This is a genomic window from Pseudomonas sp. 02C 26, assembly GCF_002843585.1.
In the GTDB taxonomy this organism is placed as follows: domain Bacteria; phylum Pseudomonadota; class Gammaproteobacteria; order Pseudomonadales; family Pseudomonadaceae; genus Aquipseudomonas; species Aquipseudomonas shirazensis.
Genome location: NZ_CP025262.1, coordinates 1,979,903 through 1,997,515 on the forward strand (window position 1 = coordinate 1,979,903; position 17,613 = coordinate 1,997,515).

Annotated in this window: 18 protein-coding genes; 7 read left to right on the top strand and 11 right to left on the bottom strand. The window is 62.2% G+C overall.

Annotated features, from left to right (window positions below):
* Positions 1-5: 5 nt before the first annotated feature.
* Positions 6-152, top strand: coding sequence for a hypothetical protein (locus CXQ80_RS24960; protein WP_256585719.1), 147 nt, complete (start codon positions 6-8; stop codon positions 150-152).
* A gap of 231 nt (positions 153-383) precedes the next feature.
* On the opposite strand, the gene CXQ80_RS08940 is transcribed toward CXQ80_RS24960, so the two are convergent.
* Positions 384-1,592, bottom strand: coding sequence for an MFS transporter (locus CXQ80_RS08940; RefSeq protein ID WP_101318547.1), 1,209 nt, complete (start codon positions 1,590-1,592; stop codon positions 384-386).
* Between the two features lie 135 nt (positions 1,593-1,727).
* Here CXQ80_RS08940 and CXQ80_RS08945 point away from each other — a divergent pair, with 135 nt between their 5' ends.
* The 3 genes from CXQ80_RS08945 to CXQ80_RS08955 all read left to right on the top strand — a co-directional run bounded on the left by CXQ80_RS08945 (position 1,728) and on the right by CXQ80_RS08955 (position 4,536).
* Positions 1,728-2,315, top strand: a complete 588-nt coding sequence (locus CXQ80_RS08945; RefSeq protein ID WP_101318549.1) for a TetR/AcrR family transcriptional regulator — start codon at positions 1,728-1,730, stop codon at positions 2,313-2,315.
* A gap of 187 nt (positions 2,316-2,502) precedes the next feature.
* The gene (locus tag CXQ80_RS08950; protein ID WP_101318551.1) at positions 2,503-3,486 is read left to right on the top strand and encodes a DUF1852 domain-containing protein; all 984 of its coding nucleotides are present in this window, start codon (positions 2,503-2,505) and stop codon (positions 3,484-3,486) included.
* A gap of 27 nt (positions 3,487-3,513) precedes the next feature.
* Positions 3,514-4,536, top strand: a complete 1,023-nt coding sequence (locus tag CXQ80_RS08955) for a methionine synthase (protein WP_101318553.1) — start codon at positions 3,514-3,516, stop codon at positions 4,534-4,536.
* Positions 4,537-4,566: 30 nt separating this feature from the next.
* Here the strand turns inward: CXQ80_RS08955 and CXQ80_RS08960 are convergent, their stop codons facing one another.
* From CXQ80_RS08960 to lysA, 4 genes are all read right to left on the bottom strand, one after another.
* On the bottom strand, positions 4,567-5,241 hold the full coding sequence (locus CXQ80_RS08960; RefSeq protein ID WP_101318555.1) for an anti-sigma factor domain-containing protein: 675 nt from the start codon (positions 5,239-5,241) through the stop codon (positions 4,567-4,569).
* The gene (locus CXQ80_RS08965; protein WP_256585766.1) at positions 5,238-5,804 is read right to left on the bottom strand and encodes a sigma-70 family RNA polymerase sigma factor; all 567 of its coding nucleotides are present in this window, start codon (positions 5,802-5,804) and stop codon (positions 5,238-5,240) included. Before CXQ80_RS08965 ends, CXQ80_RS08960 begins: the two co-directional genes overlap by 4 nt.
* 125 nt (positions 5,805-5,929) lie before the next feature.
* A complete protein-coding gene (locus tag CXQ80_RS08970) occupies positions 5,930-6,523 on the bottom strand; it encodes a fasciclin domain-containing protein (RefSeq protein ID WP_101318560.1) in 594 nt (197 codons plus the stop codon).
* Between the two features lie 176 nt (positions 6,524-6,699).
* Positions 6,700-7,932: a diaminopimelate decarboxylase gene (gene lysA, locus CXQ80_RS08975; protein WP_101318562.1), complete on the bottom strand. Its 1,233-nt coding sequence runs from the start codon at positions 7,930-7,932 to the stop codon at positions 6,700-6,702.
* 119 nt (positions 7,933-8,051) lie between these two features.
* On the opposite strand from lysA, the gene CXQ80_RS08980 reads away from it, so the two are divergent.
* Positions 8,052-8,966 (top strand): LysR family transcriptional regulator, encoded by a 915-nt coding sequence (locus CXQ80_RS08980; RefSeq protein WP_101318564.1) that lies wholly within the window; start codon positions 8,052-8,054, stop codon positions 8,964-8,966.
* A 2-nt stretch (positions 8,967-8,968) separates the two neighbouring features.
* Here CXQ80_RS08980 and CXQ80_RS08985 read toward each other — a convergent pair whose 3' ends face one another.
* The 6 genes from CXQ80_RS08985 to CXQ80_RS09010 all read right to left on the bottom strand — a co-directional run bounded on the left by CXQ80_RS08985 (position 8,969) and on the right by CXQ80_RS09010 (position 16,190).
* Positions 8,969-10,483 (bottom strand): MDR family MFS transporter, encoded by a 1,515-nt coding sequence (locus tag CXQ80_RS08985; protein WP_101318566.1) that lies wholly within the window; start codon positions 10,481-10,483, stop codon positions 8,969-8,971.
* Positions 10,473-11,618, bottom strand: coding sequence for an HlyD family secretion protein (locus CXQ80_RS08990; RefSeq protein WP_101318568.1), 1,146 nt, complete (start codon positions 11,616-11,618; stop codon positions 10,473-10,475). The genes CXQ80_RS08985 and CXQ80_RS08990 overlap by 11 nt, the downstream gene beginning before the upstream one ends.
* On the bottom strand, positions 11,615-13,054 hold the full coding sequence (locus CXQ80_RS08995; protein WP_101318570.1) for an efflux transporter outer membrane subunit: 1,440 nt from the start codon (positions 13,052-13,054) through the stop codon (positions 11,615-11,617). Before CXQ80_RS08995 ends, CXQ80_RS08990 begins: the two co-directional genes overlap by 4 nt.
* Positions 13,055-13,158: 104 nt before the next feature.
* Positions 13,159-13,872, bottom strand: coding sequence for a helix-turn-helix transcriptional regulator (locus tag CXQ80_RS09000; RefSeq protein ID WP_101318572.1), 714 nt, complete (start codon positions 13,870-13,872; stop codon positions 13,159-13,161).
* A gap of 173 nt (positions 13,873-14,045) precedes the next feature.
* A complete protein-coding gene (locus CXQ80_RS09005) occupies positions 14,046-14,843 on the bottom strand; it encodes a bifunctional 2-polyprenyl-6-hydroxyphenol methylase/3-demethylubiquinol 3-O-methyltransferase UbiG (protein ID WP_101318574.1) in 798 nt (265 codons plus the stop codon).
* A gap of 120 nt (positions 14,844-14,963) precedes the next feature.
* A complete protein-coding gene (locus CXQ80_RS09010; RefSeq protein WP_101322989.1) occupies positions 14,964-16,190 on the bottom strand; it encodes an MFS transporter in 1,227 nt (408 codons plus the stop codon).
* A gap of 242 nt (positions 16,191-16,432) precedes the next feature.
* On the opposite strand from CXQ80_RS09010, the gene CXQ80_RS09015 reads away from it, so the two are divergent.
* Positions 16,433-16,999: a nucleotidyltransferase family protein gene (locus CXQ80_RS09015; protein WP_101318576.1), complete on the top strand. Its 567-nt coding sequence runs from the start codon at positions 16,433-16,435 to the stop codon at positions 16,997-16,999.
* 66 nt (positions 17,000-17,065) lie between these two features.
* The gene (locus CXQ80_RS09020) at positions 17,066-17,578 is read left to right on the top strand and encodes an AAA family ATPase (protein WP_101318579.1); all 513 of its coding nucleotides are present in this window, start codon (positions 17,066-17,068) and stop codon (positions 17,576-17,578) included.
* Positions 17,579-17,613 lie beyond the last annotated feature (35 nt).

Sequence of the window (17,613 nt, forward strand, 5' to 3'; positions counted from 1 at the left end):
CGTTGATGGATCGGGCCTATTGGCTAACGCTAGGTGGTCGCGCGGCGCAGGATATTTATGCCTGGTCGGCGTTCGTCGCGGCCACGGAGTTTCTCTGGCAGGACGCTGCGCTGGTCAAGGACAGGCGATGCCTGGCAGGCGCTGTGGTTTGAACTTGAGATCGTCAATGCGCTGGCATTGGCCGAGTGGGATGAGCAGGGGCGACCTGGAGACTGGTCGGTGCGTTGGGGTAAGGATTATCAGCAGGATGCGGCTGAGCTGGCGGGGCGGTTGCTAGCGCTGTTGGAGTGATCCGGATTTCGACATGGGGGCTGCGCGGCAGCCCCCAACCAACCATTCAACGGTCTGTTATCAAGGCGCGCCAGTTAAGTGGCGCGAACCGTTCACTCAGTCATCAGCGCAGCCCTTTGCTGGCTGTGCAGCTTTCTCGATGCCTGCAGTGCCACCAGCAGCACTGCACAGGCGGCCCCCAAGGCCAGGGCGAATCCAGCGTGGACACCCGCGCCGTCAACGATTCGCCCGGCACCCGCAGCGCCCATAGCCACGCCAACATTCAGCCCAGCCAGCAGCCAGGTCATGCCCTCGGTCACTTGCTGTTCAGGGACCAACCGCTCGATCAGGGTCATCGCCACAATCATGGTGGGTGCGAAGCACAGGCCCGCCACCAGTACTGCGGCCGCCAGGGCAGGGATGCTGCCCGCAAGCATCAGCGGCAGGGTGGTTACGGCTGTAGCGGCTGCACCGATGAGCAGCTGTCGATGCAGCGCAACGTTCGTCTGCAAAACGCCAAACAGCAAGCCGGACGCGCAGGAGCCGAGCGCATATGCGGCCAGTACAACGCTCGCAGCTGCCGGGCGCTGAAGCTGCTCGGCGAATGCCACGCTGGCGATATCGACGGTGCCGACAATGATGCCCATGCACACCATCAACAGCGTCAGCAGACGCACGCTGCCCAGGCGGATGACCGAGCATGCTGGTGTAGCCAAATTATCGGCAGCAGCAACGCCTGGCTCGGTAGCACGTTGAAGCAGCAGCGCAGTCACGCCAAGCGCCAATACGCTTGCGCTCAGCAACAGCGCAGCTTCTGGAAACACCGCCACAGACAAGCCGACCGCAAGCGGTGGGCCGAGGATGAACGTCACTTCGTCAAAGACCGTTTCCAGCGAATACGCCGTTTGCAGGCTGGGCTGGCCGCGATACAGGGCGGTCCAGCGGGCCCGCACCATTGCCGACATGCTTGGCATGAACCCGGCGAGCAGTGCTGCGATGAACAAACACCAGACTGGCGCCTGCCACCTGGCGCTGGCGGCCAGCATCAACAGGCCGACCACGCTGATCGCGGTCGCGACCGGCAACACGCGGCGTTGCCCATGCAGATCAACCAGCCGCGACAGCTGCGGCGAGAGCAGGGCGTAGGTCAGCACAAAGGTCGCCGAGACCAGCCCTGCCAGGGCATAACTGCCGTAGAGCTGGGATAACAGGGTGATGATGCCGATACCGGTCATTGGCAGAGGTAGCCGCGCCAGCAGGCCTGCGGCGGTAAAAGCAGTGCTGCCAGGTGCGGTGAACAGTGCTCGATAGGTGGGGGCCATGGGGATCTCCTGAAATGCCGACTTGCATGTGCATTGCCCATGCAGGGAAAATACATACGCTGTGTATGAAAGCGATCGTATATTCATACGCTGCGTATGTAAATCATCATTCAGGCCGTAGCCAGGAGAACGCAGATGGTTCGTCGCACCCGTGTCGAGATGGAAGAAACCCGCGCAGCCTTGCTCGCCACCGCGCGCAAGGTGTTCACCGAGCGTGGCTATGCCGACACTTCAATGGATGACCTGACCGCCCAGGCTGGCTTTACCCGCGGCGCGCTATATCACCACTTTGGTGACAAGAAAGGGCTGCTGGCGGCGGTAGTCGAGCAGGTCGACAGCGAGGTAGACGCACGGTTGCAGGCCATTTCTGATTCCGCTGAGAACCCCTGGGAAGGCTTCAGCGGTCGCTGCCAGGCCTATCTGCAGATGGCCCTCGAGCCGGAAATCCAGCGCCTGTTGCTGCGTGATGCCCGAGCGGTGCTGGGCCCTGCCTCGGCCGAGGCGCAGCGCCACTGTGTCGAGTCGATGACGGGGTTGATCGATGAACTGATGGCGCAAGGCGTAGTAGCCGAGGCGGACTCGGAAGCTTTGGCATCCTTGATCTATGGCAGTCTGTCGGAAGCGGCGTTCTGGATCGCGGAGGGCGACCAAGCCTCCCGTCGGCTGGAGCGGGCCAGCGCGGCATTGGAGTTGCTGCTGCGCGGTTTGCTGCTTAGAGCATGATCCAAGGACCTCTGGATACCTGCATGAATATGCCTAATGATGCTGTGAAATCGTTTCATTAGTTTGCACACAGCCAGCAACCTAGACTACGTCCTACTTAGTTACGCGATAAAACTGAAGCTCGAGTTGCCCACTGCTGGAAATGTGCGTTCGGGTTTCATTTCGCTCAACAGGATGTCAGGTTGCGATGAATAACCAGTTTGCCTTTACCCTGAAAAGTCTTCGTTTCGACGAAAACTATCAACCCTGCGAAAAGACCCGCATTACCACCAACTTCGCCAATCTGGCGCGCGGCAGCAACCGCCGGGAGAACTTGCGCAATACCCTGCAGATGATCGACAACCGCTTCAATGCCTTGGCCCATTGGGACAACCCGACAGCGGATCGCTACAGCGTCGAACTGGACATCATCTCGGTTGAAATGGACCTCGGTGCACCTGACAGCGCGCGCGGCCTGCCGTTGATCGAGATATTGAAAGCGACCGTAGTCGATCGCGTCACCGGCGAGCGTACCCAGGGTATGGTGGGCAACAACTTCTCCTCCTACGTGCGCGATTACGACTTCAGTGTGCTGTTGTTGCAGCACAACAAAGGCGCGTCCAAGTTTGCCGTTCCGGAAAACTTCGGCGAGCTGCACGGCAAGCTGTTCCAGCACTTCGTCACGTCCAGCGCCTACCGCGAGCACTTCGCCAAGCCCCCGGTTATCTGCCTGAGCGTTTCCACCAGCAGGACGTATCAGCGCACCGACAATCACCACCCGGTGCTGGGTATCGAGTATCGCCAGGATGATTACTCGCTGACCGATGAATACTTCAAACAGATGGGCTTGAAGGTGCGTTACTTTATGCCGCCCAACAGCGTTGCGCCGCTGGCGTTTTATTTCTCGGGTGATCTGCTGGCCGATTACACAACGCTTGAGCTGGTCAGCACCATCAGCACGATGGACACCTTCCAGAAGATCTATCGTCCCGAGATCTACAACGCCAATTCCGCGGCGGGCAAGTCGTACCGGCCAAGCCTGCAACATGAAGATTATTCATTGACGCGCATCGTCTATGACCGCGAAGAGCGCAGCCGGCTGGCGCAAGAGCAGGGCCAGTTCGTCGCCGAACACTTCATCAAACCTCACCGCGCTGTTCTCGAACAGTGGGCCGCCAACTACGCGGTTTGAGCCGTTAACAAAGCAAGGTTATCTACCGTGAAAAAACTGCTACCCACCTCGACTGCCGGCAGCCTGCCGAAACCCTCCTGGCTGGCCCAGCCCGAAACACTCTGGTCGCCCTGGAAACTGCAAGGCGATGAACTGACTGAGGGTAAACAGGATGCTCTGCGTCTGTCGTTGCAAGCGCAGCAACAGGCGGGCATCGATATCGTCAGTGACGGTGAGCAAACCCGTCAGCACTTCGTCACCACGTTCATCGAGCATTTGAGCGGGGTTGATTTCGAAAAGCGCGAAACTGTCAGGATCCGTGACCGTTACGATGCCAGCGTGCCAACCGTCGTAGGCGCTGTTGCGCGGACAAGACCGGTGTTTGTCGAAGACGCCAGGTACCTGCGCCAGCTGACCGATCAGCCGATCAAGTGGGCACTGCCGGGCCCCATGACCATGATCGATACGCTCTACGACAGCCATTACAAAAGCCGTGAAAAGCTGGCGTGGGAATTTGCCAAGATCCTCAATCAGGAAGCCAGGGAACTGGAAGCGGCCGGCGTCGACATCATTCAGTTCGACGAACCGGCCTTCAACGTGTTCTTCGACGAAGTCAACGACTGGGGCGTTGCTGCCCTGGAGCGGGCAGTCGAAGGCCTGAAGTGCGAAACCGCGGTGCATATCTGCTACGGCTACGGCATCAAGGCCAACACCGACTGGAAGAAGACCCTCGGCTCGGAATGGCGTCAGTACGAAGAGGCGTTTCCGAAACTGCAGAAGTCCAGCATCGACATCATCTCGCTCGAATGCCACAACTCCCATGTGCCAATGGACCTGATCGAGCTGATCCGTGGCAAGAAGGTAATGGTCGGCGCGATCGATGTGGCGAACCACACCATCGAAACGCCCGAAGAGGTGGCCAACACCTTGCGCAAAGCGCTGCAGTTCGTCGATGCCGACAAGCTGTACCCGTGCACCAACTGTGGCATGGCGCCGTTGCCCCGGCAGGTTGCCCAGGGCAAGCTGAGCGCGCTGAGTGCGGGTGCAGAGATCGTTCGCCGAGAGCTCTGAAGCCCCTGCCGGGCCAGTGGCGGGTCTGGTCTACAGATCCGCCAGCGCACCTTTGTAGAGTACCGGCCCGGTCGGTTGACCGGTCGGCGAGCCGCCTTTCGGTTCAAGGCTGATCGCCAACACCACGGCCTTGCCGAGCAATCGGCTCTGGGCCTGATCAAGCTTGAGCGTGCTGCGGCCAGTCGCGGCGATCACCCCGAGCGAGACCGGCTTGCTGCCCGCGGCGATCGCCCAGAGTTGCAGGCTGTGCGCCGGGGTAATTGCAGTCAGTGCCAACGCTTCGATGTGCAACTGGTCTGCACCAGCGTCAATCCGGAACACAGCCTGCGCAGTGTCACTGCGCAGGGTGGCGCGGTAGCGGCTGTCGTCGAGGTTGTGGATCACGCCAAACACCACGGCCACCGCCAGCGCACAAGCCACCACGCCGATACGCAGCCCGTTCCACCACCCGCGTTTATCCGGTTCAGTGACCGGCTGCGGTTCGATGCGTGCCCTGATCCGCTGCCAGACATGCTCCGCAACGGGCGACTCTGGGATAGTCTCGGTCATGCTGGCCAGGCAGGTTTGCCACTGGGCAAGCTCTGCACGCAGCGCCTTGTCTTCAAGCAACAGCCGTTCAAAGCGCCGCTGCGCCAGCGCCGGCATCAAACAGACGGCGTAGTCGCCAGCCAAGGCACGGCGCAGGGCAGGGGTTTGGTAGTTCATGATTCAAGGCACCTGCGCAGGCGCTCCATACCGCGGCGGATCCACGACTTGACCGAGCCCAATGGAGCCTTGAGGTGGACGGCGAGTTCGGCACAGGACAAACCCTGGAAATACGCGACGGCGATCGACTGGCGTTGCATGCCTTCAAGCGTGTCCAGGCAGCGGTTCAGCGCGCTAGCCTCGCGGGCAGTGCTCAATTGCTCATGCGCGGAAGGACCTTGATCCTCCAGCAGCTGCGCTTCGACATCGCTCAGCGAGCGTTCACGTTGCTTGCGCAGGTGATCCACGGCCTGATTGCGAGTGATGTTGATCATCCAGGTCATTGGCGCGGAAACGTGCACCTGGTAGCGGGAGGCGTTATGCCAGATGCGCACGAAACTCTCCTGCAGCACATCTTCAGCCAGATCGCCGCGCCCCATGAAACGCAGGGCAATCCCGTGCAAGCGTGGGCTTACACTGCGATAGAGCGTTTCGAAGGCGCGTCGGTCGCCCAGCGCAGTGGATGCCAGGAGCTGCGCCAACTGGTCACTTTCGGCGATTGAGATAGCTGTTCTCCAGGCAATCGGGTTGAGTGATGCGAGGCTTCGATTGCAGTCAGAGAATAGTGTAGGAAATGGGGACGGGCCATTGACTGAGCGGCGCCTGGCCAATACCGCCGCACCCCGTCCGATGGGCGCGGCGGCAGGGCTCAGCCTTTAGGCATCAGGACCTTGTCGATTACCTGGATCACGCCGTTGGACTGGTACACGTCGTAGGTGGTGATGTCGGCCACGCCACCCTTTTCATCCTTGAGGGTGATGTTGTGCGGCCCGTTCATCATCGCCCACAACTTGCCGCCCGCCACGGTGGTCAGTTCGGCTTTGCCGCCGCCCGCCTTGATCTTGGCGGCAAGGGCAGCCATGTCGAGCTTGCCGGCAACGACGTGATAGGTGAGCAGTTTGCTCAAGCTGGTCTTGTTTTCCGGTTTCAGCAGCGTGTCGACAGTGCCCGCGGGCAATGCCGCGAAGGCTGAGTTGACCGGCGCGAATACGGTGAACGGGCCTTTGCCTTTGAGGGTGTCGACCAGCCCGGCCGCTTTCACTGCGGCGACCAACGTAGTGTGATCTGCAGAGTTCACCGCGTTGTCGATGATGTCCTTGCTCGGCAACATGCTCTGGCCGCCCACCATGACGCTGTCCTGGTTCATGCTCGCCGCTTGCGCGGTACTGATGGTGAAATTACCGGCGAAGGCGAGCGTCAGCAGGCTGGCGACCAGCTGCGTTTTCAATGCAGTGCGTTTCATGGTGGTGATCCTTGCAGGAAGTATCGGCCAGGAAGGTCTGTCCGTGCTTGATATACGCGGTGGGTGGCGGGTTGGATGCAGTGGGGCAAGTTTTATTTTCAGGGCGGGACAAGCGTGTCGCTTGGCGCTGGTGAAATGCCGCTGATCGGCTCGGACCGAGTCGATCAGCGTGGTTCTTACAGTTCCAGGTCCAATAGCGCCTGAATGGTTTGTCGGCGTCTTATCAGACGAATATCGCCATCCTCGATCAGCACTTCCGGCAACAACGGCCGACTGTTGTAGTTCGACGACATGGAGGCGCCGTAGGCCCCTGTGTCGTGGATCACCAGCAGGTCGCCGACACAGGCCTGGGGCAACAACTGCGCCGCCAGCCCGTGCTCGTCCTGGGTGAAAACATCGCCCGACTCGCACAGCGGGCCAGCCACCTGAGTCAGTTGCAATGGCCGCTCGACTGGATTGCCGTTGGCGTCAATCACTGTCATCCGGTGATAACTGCCATACAGCGCCGGGCGCAGCAAATCGTTGAAGCCTGCGTCGACCATGATGAAGCGGTTGCCGCCCATCTGCTTGACCGCACGCACCTCGGTCACCAGGTAGCCCGACTCGGCAAGCAAGAACCGCCCCGGCTCGATCTCCATGCGCACGCCATGGCCAAGCATTGTTTCGATCTGGCTTTTCGCCGCTGCCCAGGTCCGGGCATAGCGCTGGATGTCGACCGGAGTGTCGCCGTCCCGGTACGGTACCGATAACCCGCCGCCGATGGAGAACGCCTCGATATCCATGTCCAGCCGGCCGACCAACTCGACCATCGCCTGGGCGACCTGCTCCAGGTGCGCATAATCCGCACCTGAGCCGATGTGCATGTGCACGCCCACCAGGTGCAGGCCGTGAGCGCGGATGCAGTCGAGGGCCTCGCCAAGTTGCTCGTGCCAGATGCCATGCTTGCTGTTTTCGCCGCCGGTGTTGGTCTTGCGGCTGTGGCCGTGGCCGAAGCCCGGGTTGATCCGCAGCCACACCCGGTGCCCGGGGGAGCATTCGCCCAGCTGTCGGAGCATGTCGATCGAGCCCGCATTGACCTCGATGCCCGCTTCGACCACCCGCGCCAGCGTCGCGCGATCCAGCACATCGCTGGTCAGCACCAGCTCTGCTGGCTGCCGATCGAGCGTGGCGCCTGCAGCCAGGGCCCGTTCGATTTCGCCCAGTGATACCGCATCCAGGGCCAGGCCTCGCGCGCGCATCAGGCGCAGGATATGCAGATTCGGGTTGGCTTTCTGCGCATAGCGAACCAGATCGAAGCCTTGCAACTGGTCGATCCTGGCGTTGATGGTGTTTGCGTCGTAGGCCCACAACGGCGAGCCATGGCGGCGAACTGCGCTGGCCAGCAAGTGGAAGGGGGTGGATTCAGGCATGGGGTAATCCTTGTACGGGAGGGGCCCAAGGTTGCGGTAAGCGACGTATTTATAAAAATAGCTTTTTATGTGTCAGCAATTCATATCTGATATGGCAATTCTGCTGCGTCGGTGCCGCTGTGAAGCTTACATTTCGTCATATCGAGATCTTTCGGGCCATCATGTCCGCCGGCAGCGTGACCGGGGCTGCACGCCTGCTGTTCACCTCGCAACCTACCGTCAGCCGTGAACTGGCGAGGTTCGAACAACTGGTGGGATTGAGCCTGTTTGACCGCGAAGCAGGACGCTTGAAGCCGACGGCGCAGGCGTTGCTGCTGCTGGAGGAAGTGGAGCGGTCGTACATCGCTCTGGAGCGTATCGATCGCTGCGCCCAGGCCATTCGCAACTTTGAGCAGGGCAGGTTGGCGATCACTTGCCTGCCACTGTTTTCGCAGACGTTACTGCCAGAGGTGTGCCAAAGCTTTCATCAACACTACCCCGGCGTGAGCGTGCGGATCGAAGCGCAAGAGTCGCCACTGCTGGAAGAGTCTCTGATTGCACAACAGCATGACCTTGGGCTCACCGAGGTCGAGCAAACGCCACACGGGACCGTCGCTGAGTTGTTGTTCAGCGCAAGCATGGTCTGCCTATTGCCGGATCAGCACCCGTTGCTCGACAAGCGCCAGCTTGAGCTCAGTGACTTTCACCAGGTTGATTTCATCAACCTCTCCAGCCTGGATACCTATCGCCAGCAGCTGGATCAGCATTTCAGCGCGGCAGGCGTCAACCGGCGCACCGTCATCGAGACGACCAATGCCGCCTCGGTATGCGCGATGGTCAGGCAAGGGCTGGGCGTGGCAGTCATCAATCCGCTAAGTGGCCTGGACGCTGCGCGCAGTGGCCTGTCGATACGCAGGCTGAGTGTCTGCGTACCCTACAAAGTGATGTTGGTTCGCCCAGACCACCGCCCCGGCTCGGCGGCGGTCGATCGTTTCTGCCAAGCGCTGCGGGCGCAAGCGCGCAAGCTGAGTGATGCCTTGGCTACGGGGCTGTAAATTCACTTTGCCCGTTCCGAGCGCAGCAGCAGGGCCGCGACTGCGCAGGCGGTAAGCGCCAGGCACGACACATAGAATGCATCGCTGTAGGCCATCAGGTAGGCCTCGCGGCGGATCGTCCCGGCCAGCCCTTCGAGCAGCTGTTGCTGCTGCAGCAGCCAGCTCTGCATCGGTTGGCCGATACGCTCCTGCAGGGCGGGCGAGAACAGCGTGACGTGCTCATGCAAGCGCTCGCTATGCAGCCGTTCGCGGCTGGCAACGATCTGCGTCAACCCCGCCGTACCGATGGCCCCGCCGAGGTTGCGCAGCATGGAAAACACCGCCGAGGCTGAGCCGGCCTGGCGCTTGTCCAGGCCGGCGACGGCCAGCACCGACAACGCCACCATGATGAACGGCTGACCAATGCCGCGCACCACGGTCGAGGGAATGATCACGTTGTTGCCGGCATCGGCGCTCAGCCACGCGCCCAACCAGCAGCCCAGTGCCATGATCAAAAAGCCGCTGGCGACCATGAACTTGGCACTGGTCCAGCCCATCAGGCGGGGCATCAGTGGCGCCAGCAGCAGTTGCACCACGCCGTAGGCAATCAGCGCCACGCCGACCTGATGGGCGCTGAAACCCTGCAGCTGCGACAGATAGTTGGGCACCAGAAAGACCAGGCCAAAGGTAGCCGCGCCAAAGATGAACATCGCCGCGCTGGCCACGCCGAAGTTGTAGTGGCCGAGCAGGCGCAGATTGATGAAGGCACGTGAGCCAAACAGCTGGGTCGCCACGAACAGCACCAGCGCAACGGCGGCAATCAGGCTAAGGCCGGCAATCAACGGCGAGCTGAACCAGTCGAGGCGGCCGCCTTCTTCCAGCACGATCTGCAGCCCGCCCAGGCCGATGACCATGGCGGCGACGCCCAGCCAGTCGCCTTGGCGCAGGCGCGCCAGCTGCATCGGTTTGGCTTCGATCGACCAGGCGATGGCGAGCAGCAAGGCAATACCCGGCACCAGTTGCAGGTAGAAGATCCAGCGCCACGAAAAGGCGTCGGTGAGCCAGCCGCCCAGCGACGGGCCGGCGGCTTGGGCGACGCTGTTGGCCAGGCTGAACAGGGCCATGCCCATGGCCATCTTGCGCGCCGGTAGCTCGGTGATGATCAGCTGGAACGACAGCGGAATCAGCACCGCGCCAGCCGCGCCCTGAATGACCCGGATGAAAATCATCGTCTCCAGATTGGGTGCCGCCGAGCAGGCTACCGAGGCGAGCAGAAAGATAAACGAACCGGTCCACATCACTCGGCGCAGGGAGAACACTTCGACCAGCCAGGCGGTCAGCGGGATCATCACGATTTCTGCGACCAGATAGGCCGTGGATATCCAGGAGCCTTCTTCAAAGCTGGCCCCCAGTGAACCCCGGATCTCGGGCAGCGCCGCGCTGGTGACGTGTACGTTCATGCCGGCCATGAAGCAGCCGAACAGCCCCGCCAGCACTGCCACCCAGGCACGCAACGATACCGGTTGCTCAGTGCTCATCGGTGCTTGCCCCCGGGCGCGTGTCGACCCGTGTCACAACCGACATGCCGGGCAGGATCGGCAGATCCGGCAACGGTTGATCGAGCAGGATGCGTACCGGGAAGCGCTGCACGATCTTGGTGAAGTTGCCGGTAGCGTTATCGGACGGGAGCAGCGCGAAGACATTGCCGGAGGCCGGCGACAAGCTCGCTACATGCCCTTGCAGGTCGTGGTCGGAAAAGCTGTCGACCGCGATGCGTACCGGCTGGCCGGGGCGCATGTGCTCCAGCTGGGTTTCCTTGTAGTTGGCCACGACGTAGGCCTGCTGCAACGGCACCACTGCCAGCAGCGGCTGGCCTGGCACCACATATTGCCCGGCGCGAACTCGGCGTTGGCCGACCACCCCGGCGATCGGGGCGCGAATCACGGTGTCTTGTTGATCCTGCTCGGCCAGCAGTTGTTGGGCTTGCGCGCGGGAAAGGGTCGCTTGGCACTGCTGGAGTTCGGCATCGACCTGCGCGGCGCGCAGTTTGGCCATGTTCAGTTGCGCTTGCTGTTGCTGCAGTGCGGCCTGGGCGACTTGCTCGCCCGCTTGCGCCTGGCTGGCCTGGCTGGTGGCGGTTTCCAGCCGTTGCGCGGTGGCGGCGTGGTCACGCACCAGTTCGCGATAACGCTGGACATCGAGCTGGCTGCGGCGTGCTTCGGCCTTGGCGCTGCGTAGGGCGGCCTGCGCCTGGAGGATGGCCTGGCGTTGCAGGGTGATCCGCTCGGCCGCCAGTTGCTGGCTGGCAGCGGCTGCGAGCAGTGCCGCCTGCGCCTGGGCAACACCGGCTTTTGCCTGATCAAGGCGGGCGCTGTAGTCGCGATCGTGCAGGCGCACCAGCACGTCTCCGGCCTTGACCGGTTGGTCGTCTTCGACTTCAACGGCCGCCACATTGCCCGCCACGCGCGAACTCAGCGCCACCCAGTCAGCCTTGATGTAGGCGTCATCGGTGCTCTGCAGATAGCGGCCCGTGGCCCACCAATAACTGGCCAGCGCCACCAGCGCGACCACGGTCACGGCGAGCGCTAGCGTCAGCGCCAGGCGCCGCCGGGTTGTGGTTTTACTGCGCTGCTCGGCAGCGTTGGGCACGGTGGGTTGTACGGCACTGTTCATGGTTGGGTTCCGGTTTTACTGATGGGTGCCTGCCAGCGGCCGCCGAGGGCGCGGAACAGGTTGATCTGGGCCTGGGCGAGACGACCTTGGGCGTCGACCTGGCGAGCGCGCAGGCGTATCAGCTCGCGTTCGCTGTCGAGCAACGCCAGGCCGTCGAGGGCGCCGGCGCGGTAATTGAAGTCGGCCAGTGCATGCGCACGTTGACCGTGCTCCAGCGCAGCGGTGACGGCCAGCAGGCTTCGCCGCTCACCGTCGAAGCGAGCGAGGGCCTGGCGCACATCCTTCAATGCGGCCAGCGCGACGCCTCGGTAATGAGCCCGTTGGGCCTGCTGCAAGGCTTCGGCCTTGCGCACTCGGGCGCGGTTGGCGCGCACGTTGGGGAACTGCCAGGTGATCAGCGGGCCGATGCCGAACATCACCGCGCGGCTGTCGCCGAGGTGACCGAGGTGTTGGTCGGCGGCCGTCAGCGAAGCGCCAAAGCTGACCTTGGGGTAGAGGTCGGCGGTGACGATCTCGACGTCCAGCCCGGCGGCGCGCAGCTCACGCTCGGCCTGGCGCACATCCGGGCGGCGCTCGAGCAACTGCCAGCCATCGCCGAGCGGCAGCGCAGCCGCCAGCGTGGGCGGGCTGTCGCAGGTTATGGCCTCTGCCGACGCAGCCTGGCCGCTGAGCATGTTCAGCTCGTACAGGGCCATCTGCCGGTGCGCTTCGAGCAACGGTAATTCGGCGCGCAGCTGCTCTCGCAGTGCGAGTAGGCGCTCGCGGTCCAGCTCGGTGGCGATGCCCGCTTGCTGCTGGCGTTGGCTGAGTTGCACGCTGCGCTCAAGGCTGCGCAGGGATTGCCTGGCCTGCTTCAGACGGGCGCTGTAGGTGCAGTGCTGGACGTAGGCACGGCTGGTTTGAGTGACGACATTCAAGCGCACCAGGTCCAGTGCTGCGGCGCTGGCGTCGGCCTGCACCGCGGCGCGCTCGATGGCAGCGCGTACCTGCCCCCAGATATCGACCTGATAGGCCAGTTCGATTCTCGGATTGAGTTGCCACTGCGCCGATGCGTGGCTGTCGGTGGCTTTGGCCAGGGTCTGATCATCGGCAGTTTTACCGTAAGTGGCTGCCAGGCCAAGTGCAGTGGCGGGCCAGCGTTGGGCGTCGAACTCGGCAATGCCCGCCAGCATCGCCTGTACGTTGGCCTCGGCCTGGGCCAGGTCCTGATTGCGCGCCAGGGCGCGCTGTACCCAGCGGTCAAGCTGCGGATCATTGAACAGCCGCCACCAGTCCTCGGGCAGGGCCTGCCTGCTGGTACCGATGGGCACGCTGGCCAGGGCATCAATCTGCAAGGGGGGCGGCGCGGGCGCAGGTTGCCGGGCGCAGGCAGTCAGCGCACAGAGCATGGCCAAGGCAAGCCGGGTAGGGCGGGGGGAGGATTGGCGTAAAGGCATCACAAATGTCGCATCAGGGGCTGTGATGCGAGGTTACTCAGCGCGCCCGCCGCGCCGCTGCCGCAAGCGCGCCAACCATGCGTGCAAACGGGACAACCTGCTGGCTAGTCGCTGCTGCCCAGCAGGCGCAACTGCCAATCGCTCGGTGCCTGACCGAGCGTGCGCTTGAACATGGCCGCAAAGGCGCTGGCGCTTTCGTAACCGTGCTCCAGCGCCACCGTCAGGATCGGCTTGCCCTCGGCGAGCTTCTGCTGGCTGAGCATGACCCGCGCGCGAGTCCGCCATTCGCCATAGGACATGCCCACTTCCCGCTGAAACAACCGCGCCACGCTGCGGGCACTGAGGTTGAGCTGAGTGCCGCATTGCTCCAGGGTGAGGTCTTGGGCCGGGTTGTCGAGAAAGCGCTCGCACCACGCTCGCAGCCGCGCATGCTGCGGCATCGCTACGAAGGCATCGAGGTGGGCCGCGTTGGCCAGTTCGTGTTTGATCAGGGCGCGGATGTGTTCGCCGTCCTGCCGGTCGGGCAGGCGTGACGCGGCCAGAATCAATTCGCGCAGCAAGCCGGAAACGACGATCACCTGACAGCGGTCGATGTGCGCTTCAAGCAGCAGCGTGCGCATGCGCACCTGGCCTTGCATGGCGATCGCGTGGTCGACCCCGGCCGGTACCCACAGGGCATGCCCGCCGGGGATGACGTAGTTACCGCCGTCACTGCTGACACGCATGATGCCGCTGGCGGCGTAGATCAGCTGGTCTTCGCCGTGGCAGTGATGGGCAACGTGCTCGCCGTGTTGATAATCCCTTCCCAGCGTTTGCATGGATCGCTCCGTTTGACCGGATCTGATTATACCGTTGGCTGGTGGTGGTTTATTGCAACATGTTTCTTTCGGGGGATTTATTCTGCCTGAATTTTGCTTTTCTAGAGCGTTTATCGGTTGCCTATTGCTTTTTATCGCAATCAGCGTGCGCTTGTTCCTGCTTGCGGTTGCAGCTATTTCACAGCCAGCAAGGTGTAACACATCGGCACCTGCAGCTCGTTGCTCTCATAAACGTCATAGAGCTCTTCGCGGTTCGAGTGCGGGTATTCGGTGAACGCCTGCAGTTGCAGCCCCGCTTGCAGCACAGCGGTGACGATGTCGCTCATGCGGTGGATGTGCCAATACGACGTCACCCCATTCGCCTCACCCTGGCCCTCATAAACAATGGCCTTATCCTCAACCACAGGCTCGGTCTGGAAGTAGCTGCCGCTGATGCGCCAGGGGTCGTTGGACTCAGGTTCGAGCATTTCCAGGAACGGGTGAGTTTCGTAAATTGCCAGCGTCCCGCCCGGCTTCAGCGTGCTGGCGGCGTGGCGGAAGAACGCGGATAGATCGGGCATCCAGTTGAGCACGCCGATGGTGATCAGCACCACATCGAAGCGCCCGTTCATCGAGGCTGGTAGCTGGTGGATGTCGGCCTCGATGAACTCGACAGCGTGGGGCGACCTTGCGGCGAGTTCATGGGCTTGCTGCAGGAATGCGGCGGACTGATCGACGCCGACCACATGCTCGGCGCCTAGCGCATACAGCGAGAGCGCTTCGCGGCCATTGTTGCAGCCCAACTGCAGTACCTGTTTGCCGCGAAGGTCTACTTGCTTGAGCAGCGCCGTGAGTGTCGGGTCCAGGCAGGAGAACTGCGCATGGGCAACCTCCGTCAACAAGCTCTGCCAGGTGGCCCCGTTGCGATGCGCATCGGCAGAGGCGTTCCAAGCATCGCGGTTGCTTTCGATCATTTGCTCGAACGAAGGCATATTCGGTTTCACTCCATGAGAGTGCCGGTGATCAGGCCGGCTGGTTGCTCAGTGAGCACGGTAGTGAGGCGTAACGCAAGTTACAAACCCACCGAGCAGCGAGTACTTCGGCTTTCAAATCTAGCAGGGCTGTGCCGCCAGGTGGTTGCTGACCTTGCGGCCCAGCACCAGCACCGTCATGAAGCCGCAGGCGACCAAAGCAGTTGCCAGGCTGAGCAACGCTGCCGTACCCAGCTGATCGACGATCTGCCCACCAAAGAACGAGCCTAGCGCAATGATCACCTGGAACATCGCCACGAACAGCGGCATGCCGCGCTCGACGTCCTTGGGTGCAACGATGAACATCCAGATACTGGCGCAGGCCGGGAACGCACCGAAGGCGAAGCCCCACAGTGCAATCAAGGTGGCCGCGCCGGTCATGCCGGTGGCGAAGTGGGGGAACAGTGCAGTGCTGATACCGATCATTACAGCCACCAGCATCAAGGTATGACGCACGCTGCGGTTGGCGGCAAAGCCGGCGAAGATATTGCCCAGCACACCAGCCACGCCGTACAGCAACAGCAGCGAGCCAATGGTCGGCCCGTCGAAGCCGGCATTCTGTTTGAAGAACGGCGCCACGTAGGTGTATGCCGCAAAGTGCGCCAAGCCAATCAGCAACACGGCAATCAGGCCAATCCGCGCCTGCGGATTGATGAACAACGCCGGCAGGTCACTGACGCGGATGGCCTTTTCCGGATTGAGCCGCGGTAGCAAAAGCACCTGCGCCAGCAGCACCGGAATGCCCACCAGTGCGGTCACCAGGAAGGTCATGCGCCAGCCCATCAGTCCGCTCAGCCAGGTACCGACCGGCACGCCGAGCACGGTGGCCAGGGTTACGCCGACCATGATGATCGAGGTCGCCTGTGCCACGCCGACACCCTTGGGCGCGAGGCGGCCACTCAGGGCAATCGCGGTGGCCCAAAAGCCACCGATACTGATGCCCAGCAGCACGCGGCCGAACAGCAGCAGGCTGAAGTCGCTGGCGTAAGCCACCACTGCGTTGGCGATGATCATGATCAGGGTCAGGCCGATCAGCAGGTAACGGCGGTCCATAGTGCCGATGCCGACAGACAGCAGCGGGGCAGCGAGGGCCGCCATGATGCCCGGCACGGTGACCATCAGCCCGGCGTGGCCGGCGCTGATGCCCAAGTCGCGGGCGACGTCGTTGAGCACGCCCACTGGCAGAAACTCGCTGGTAACCAGGGCAAATGCGCCCACAGCGACCGAGAGGATCGCCAGCCACTGCTGTGCGACGCTTTGTTGATTGTGTTCAGGGAGGCCGCTAGGGGCCCGGCTGGCGCTTGGCATGAGGCTAGTTTCCAAGGATGAGGTCGCCTTGAGCAGGCGGGAGAGGGCGGATTGGCGGGCATTATAGAAGTCGCCTGCGGCAAGCGGGCAGGCGTGCGGTTCGATAGTAATCATCAGTGGTATCGATGAAAGGTGCTGAACAGAGCGGCTGCCGGCGTCGGGTATTCACGCTTGCCGTGGCGTGCTCTGGGAGCGGTAGAATTGAGCGAGCGCATCGACTTACGCCAACATGGACGGCGACTATGAATCAAGTGACAAACCAGCACCTGTTGACGATCATCCAGACCAATGCGATCAACCAGCAACTGTTGACGCTGCTGCCGACGTTGCAGCTCCCGGACTGCATGCTGGTGGCTGGGTGTTTGTTCCAGACCTTCTGGAATCACCAGGCAGGTCAGAACGCCGAATGGGGCATCAAGGACTACGACATTGCCTACTTCGATAGCGATCTTTCCTGGGAAGCAGAGGATCGCGTGATTCAGCGTGTGCACGAGGCCTGCGCGCACCTTGGTGTCAACGTCGAAGTGCGCAATCAAGCCCGTATTCACCTTTGGTACAAAACCAGATTCGGTGCTGACTACCCGCAGCTTCGCAAGGCTACCGACGGCATAGACCGCTACCTGGTCGCCTCGACCTGCGTCGGCGTTGATGTGTATACCGGCGAGCTGTACAGCACCTACGGGCTGGATGATTTGCAGCACAACGTCCTCAGGCTCAACCCACTCAACCCGCTGGCTGGTTTGTTCAACGATAAGGCAGCAAGTTATCGCCAGCGTTGGCCTTGGCTGAAACTGGCAGATCAGCATTGACAGTGCCGGTCACCCCCTTACAATCGCGCCCCCTCGATTCAGCACGCACAGCGAAAAGGAGCTTCGATGCAACGGGTGATGATTGTTGGGCAGCCGGGTTCGGGCAAAAGCACCCTGGCGCGGCAGCTTGGTGAGCGCACTGGTTTGCCGGTGGTGCACATCGACACCATTCACTGGCAGCCCGGCTGGGTTGAACGCAGCCGGGATGAGAAGACCCGACTGTGCGGCGAGGTCGAGGCGGGTGAGCGGTGGATCTTCGAAGGAGGGCATTCGGCGACCTGGGAAAATCGGCTGGCGCGCGCCGACCTGTTGATCTGGATTGACCGATCGACTCCGCTGCGGTTCTGGCGGGTGTTGCTAAGGACGTTGCTCAATCGTGGTCGAACCCGGCCTGACTTGCCGGCAGACTGCCCAGAGTTGCTGGGCAATCTGCCTGAGTTTTTCCGCTTCATGTGGCAAACCAGGCAGTCGGCGCGGCGCAAGATGCAGCAGTTGGTGGCGGATGCACCGCGGGGTTGCCGGGTGGTTTGCTTGCGTTCTGATCAAGAGACTCAGGCGTTTTTGGCGAGTTTCGACTAAGGATTCACGGTGCGCTCGTGGAGTTGGGCCGCTTC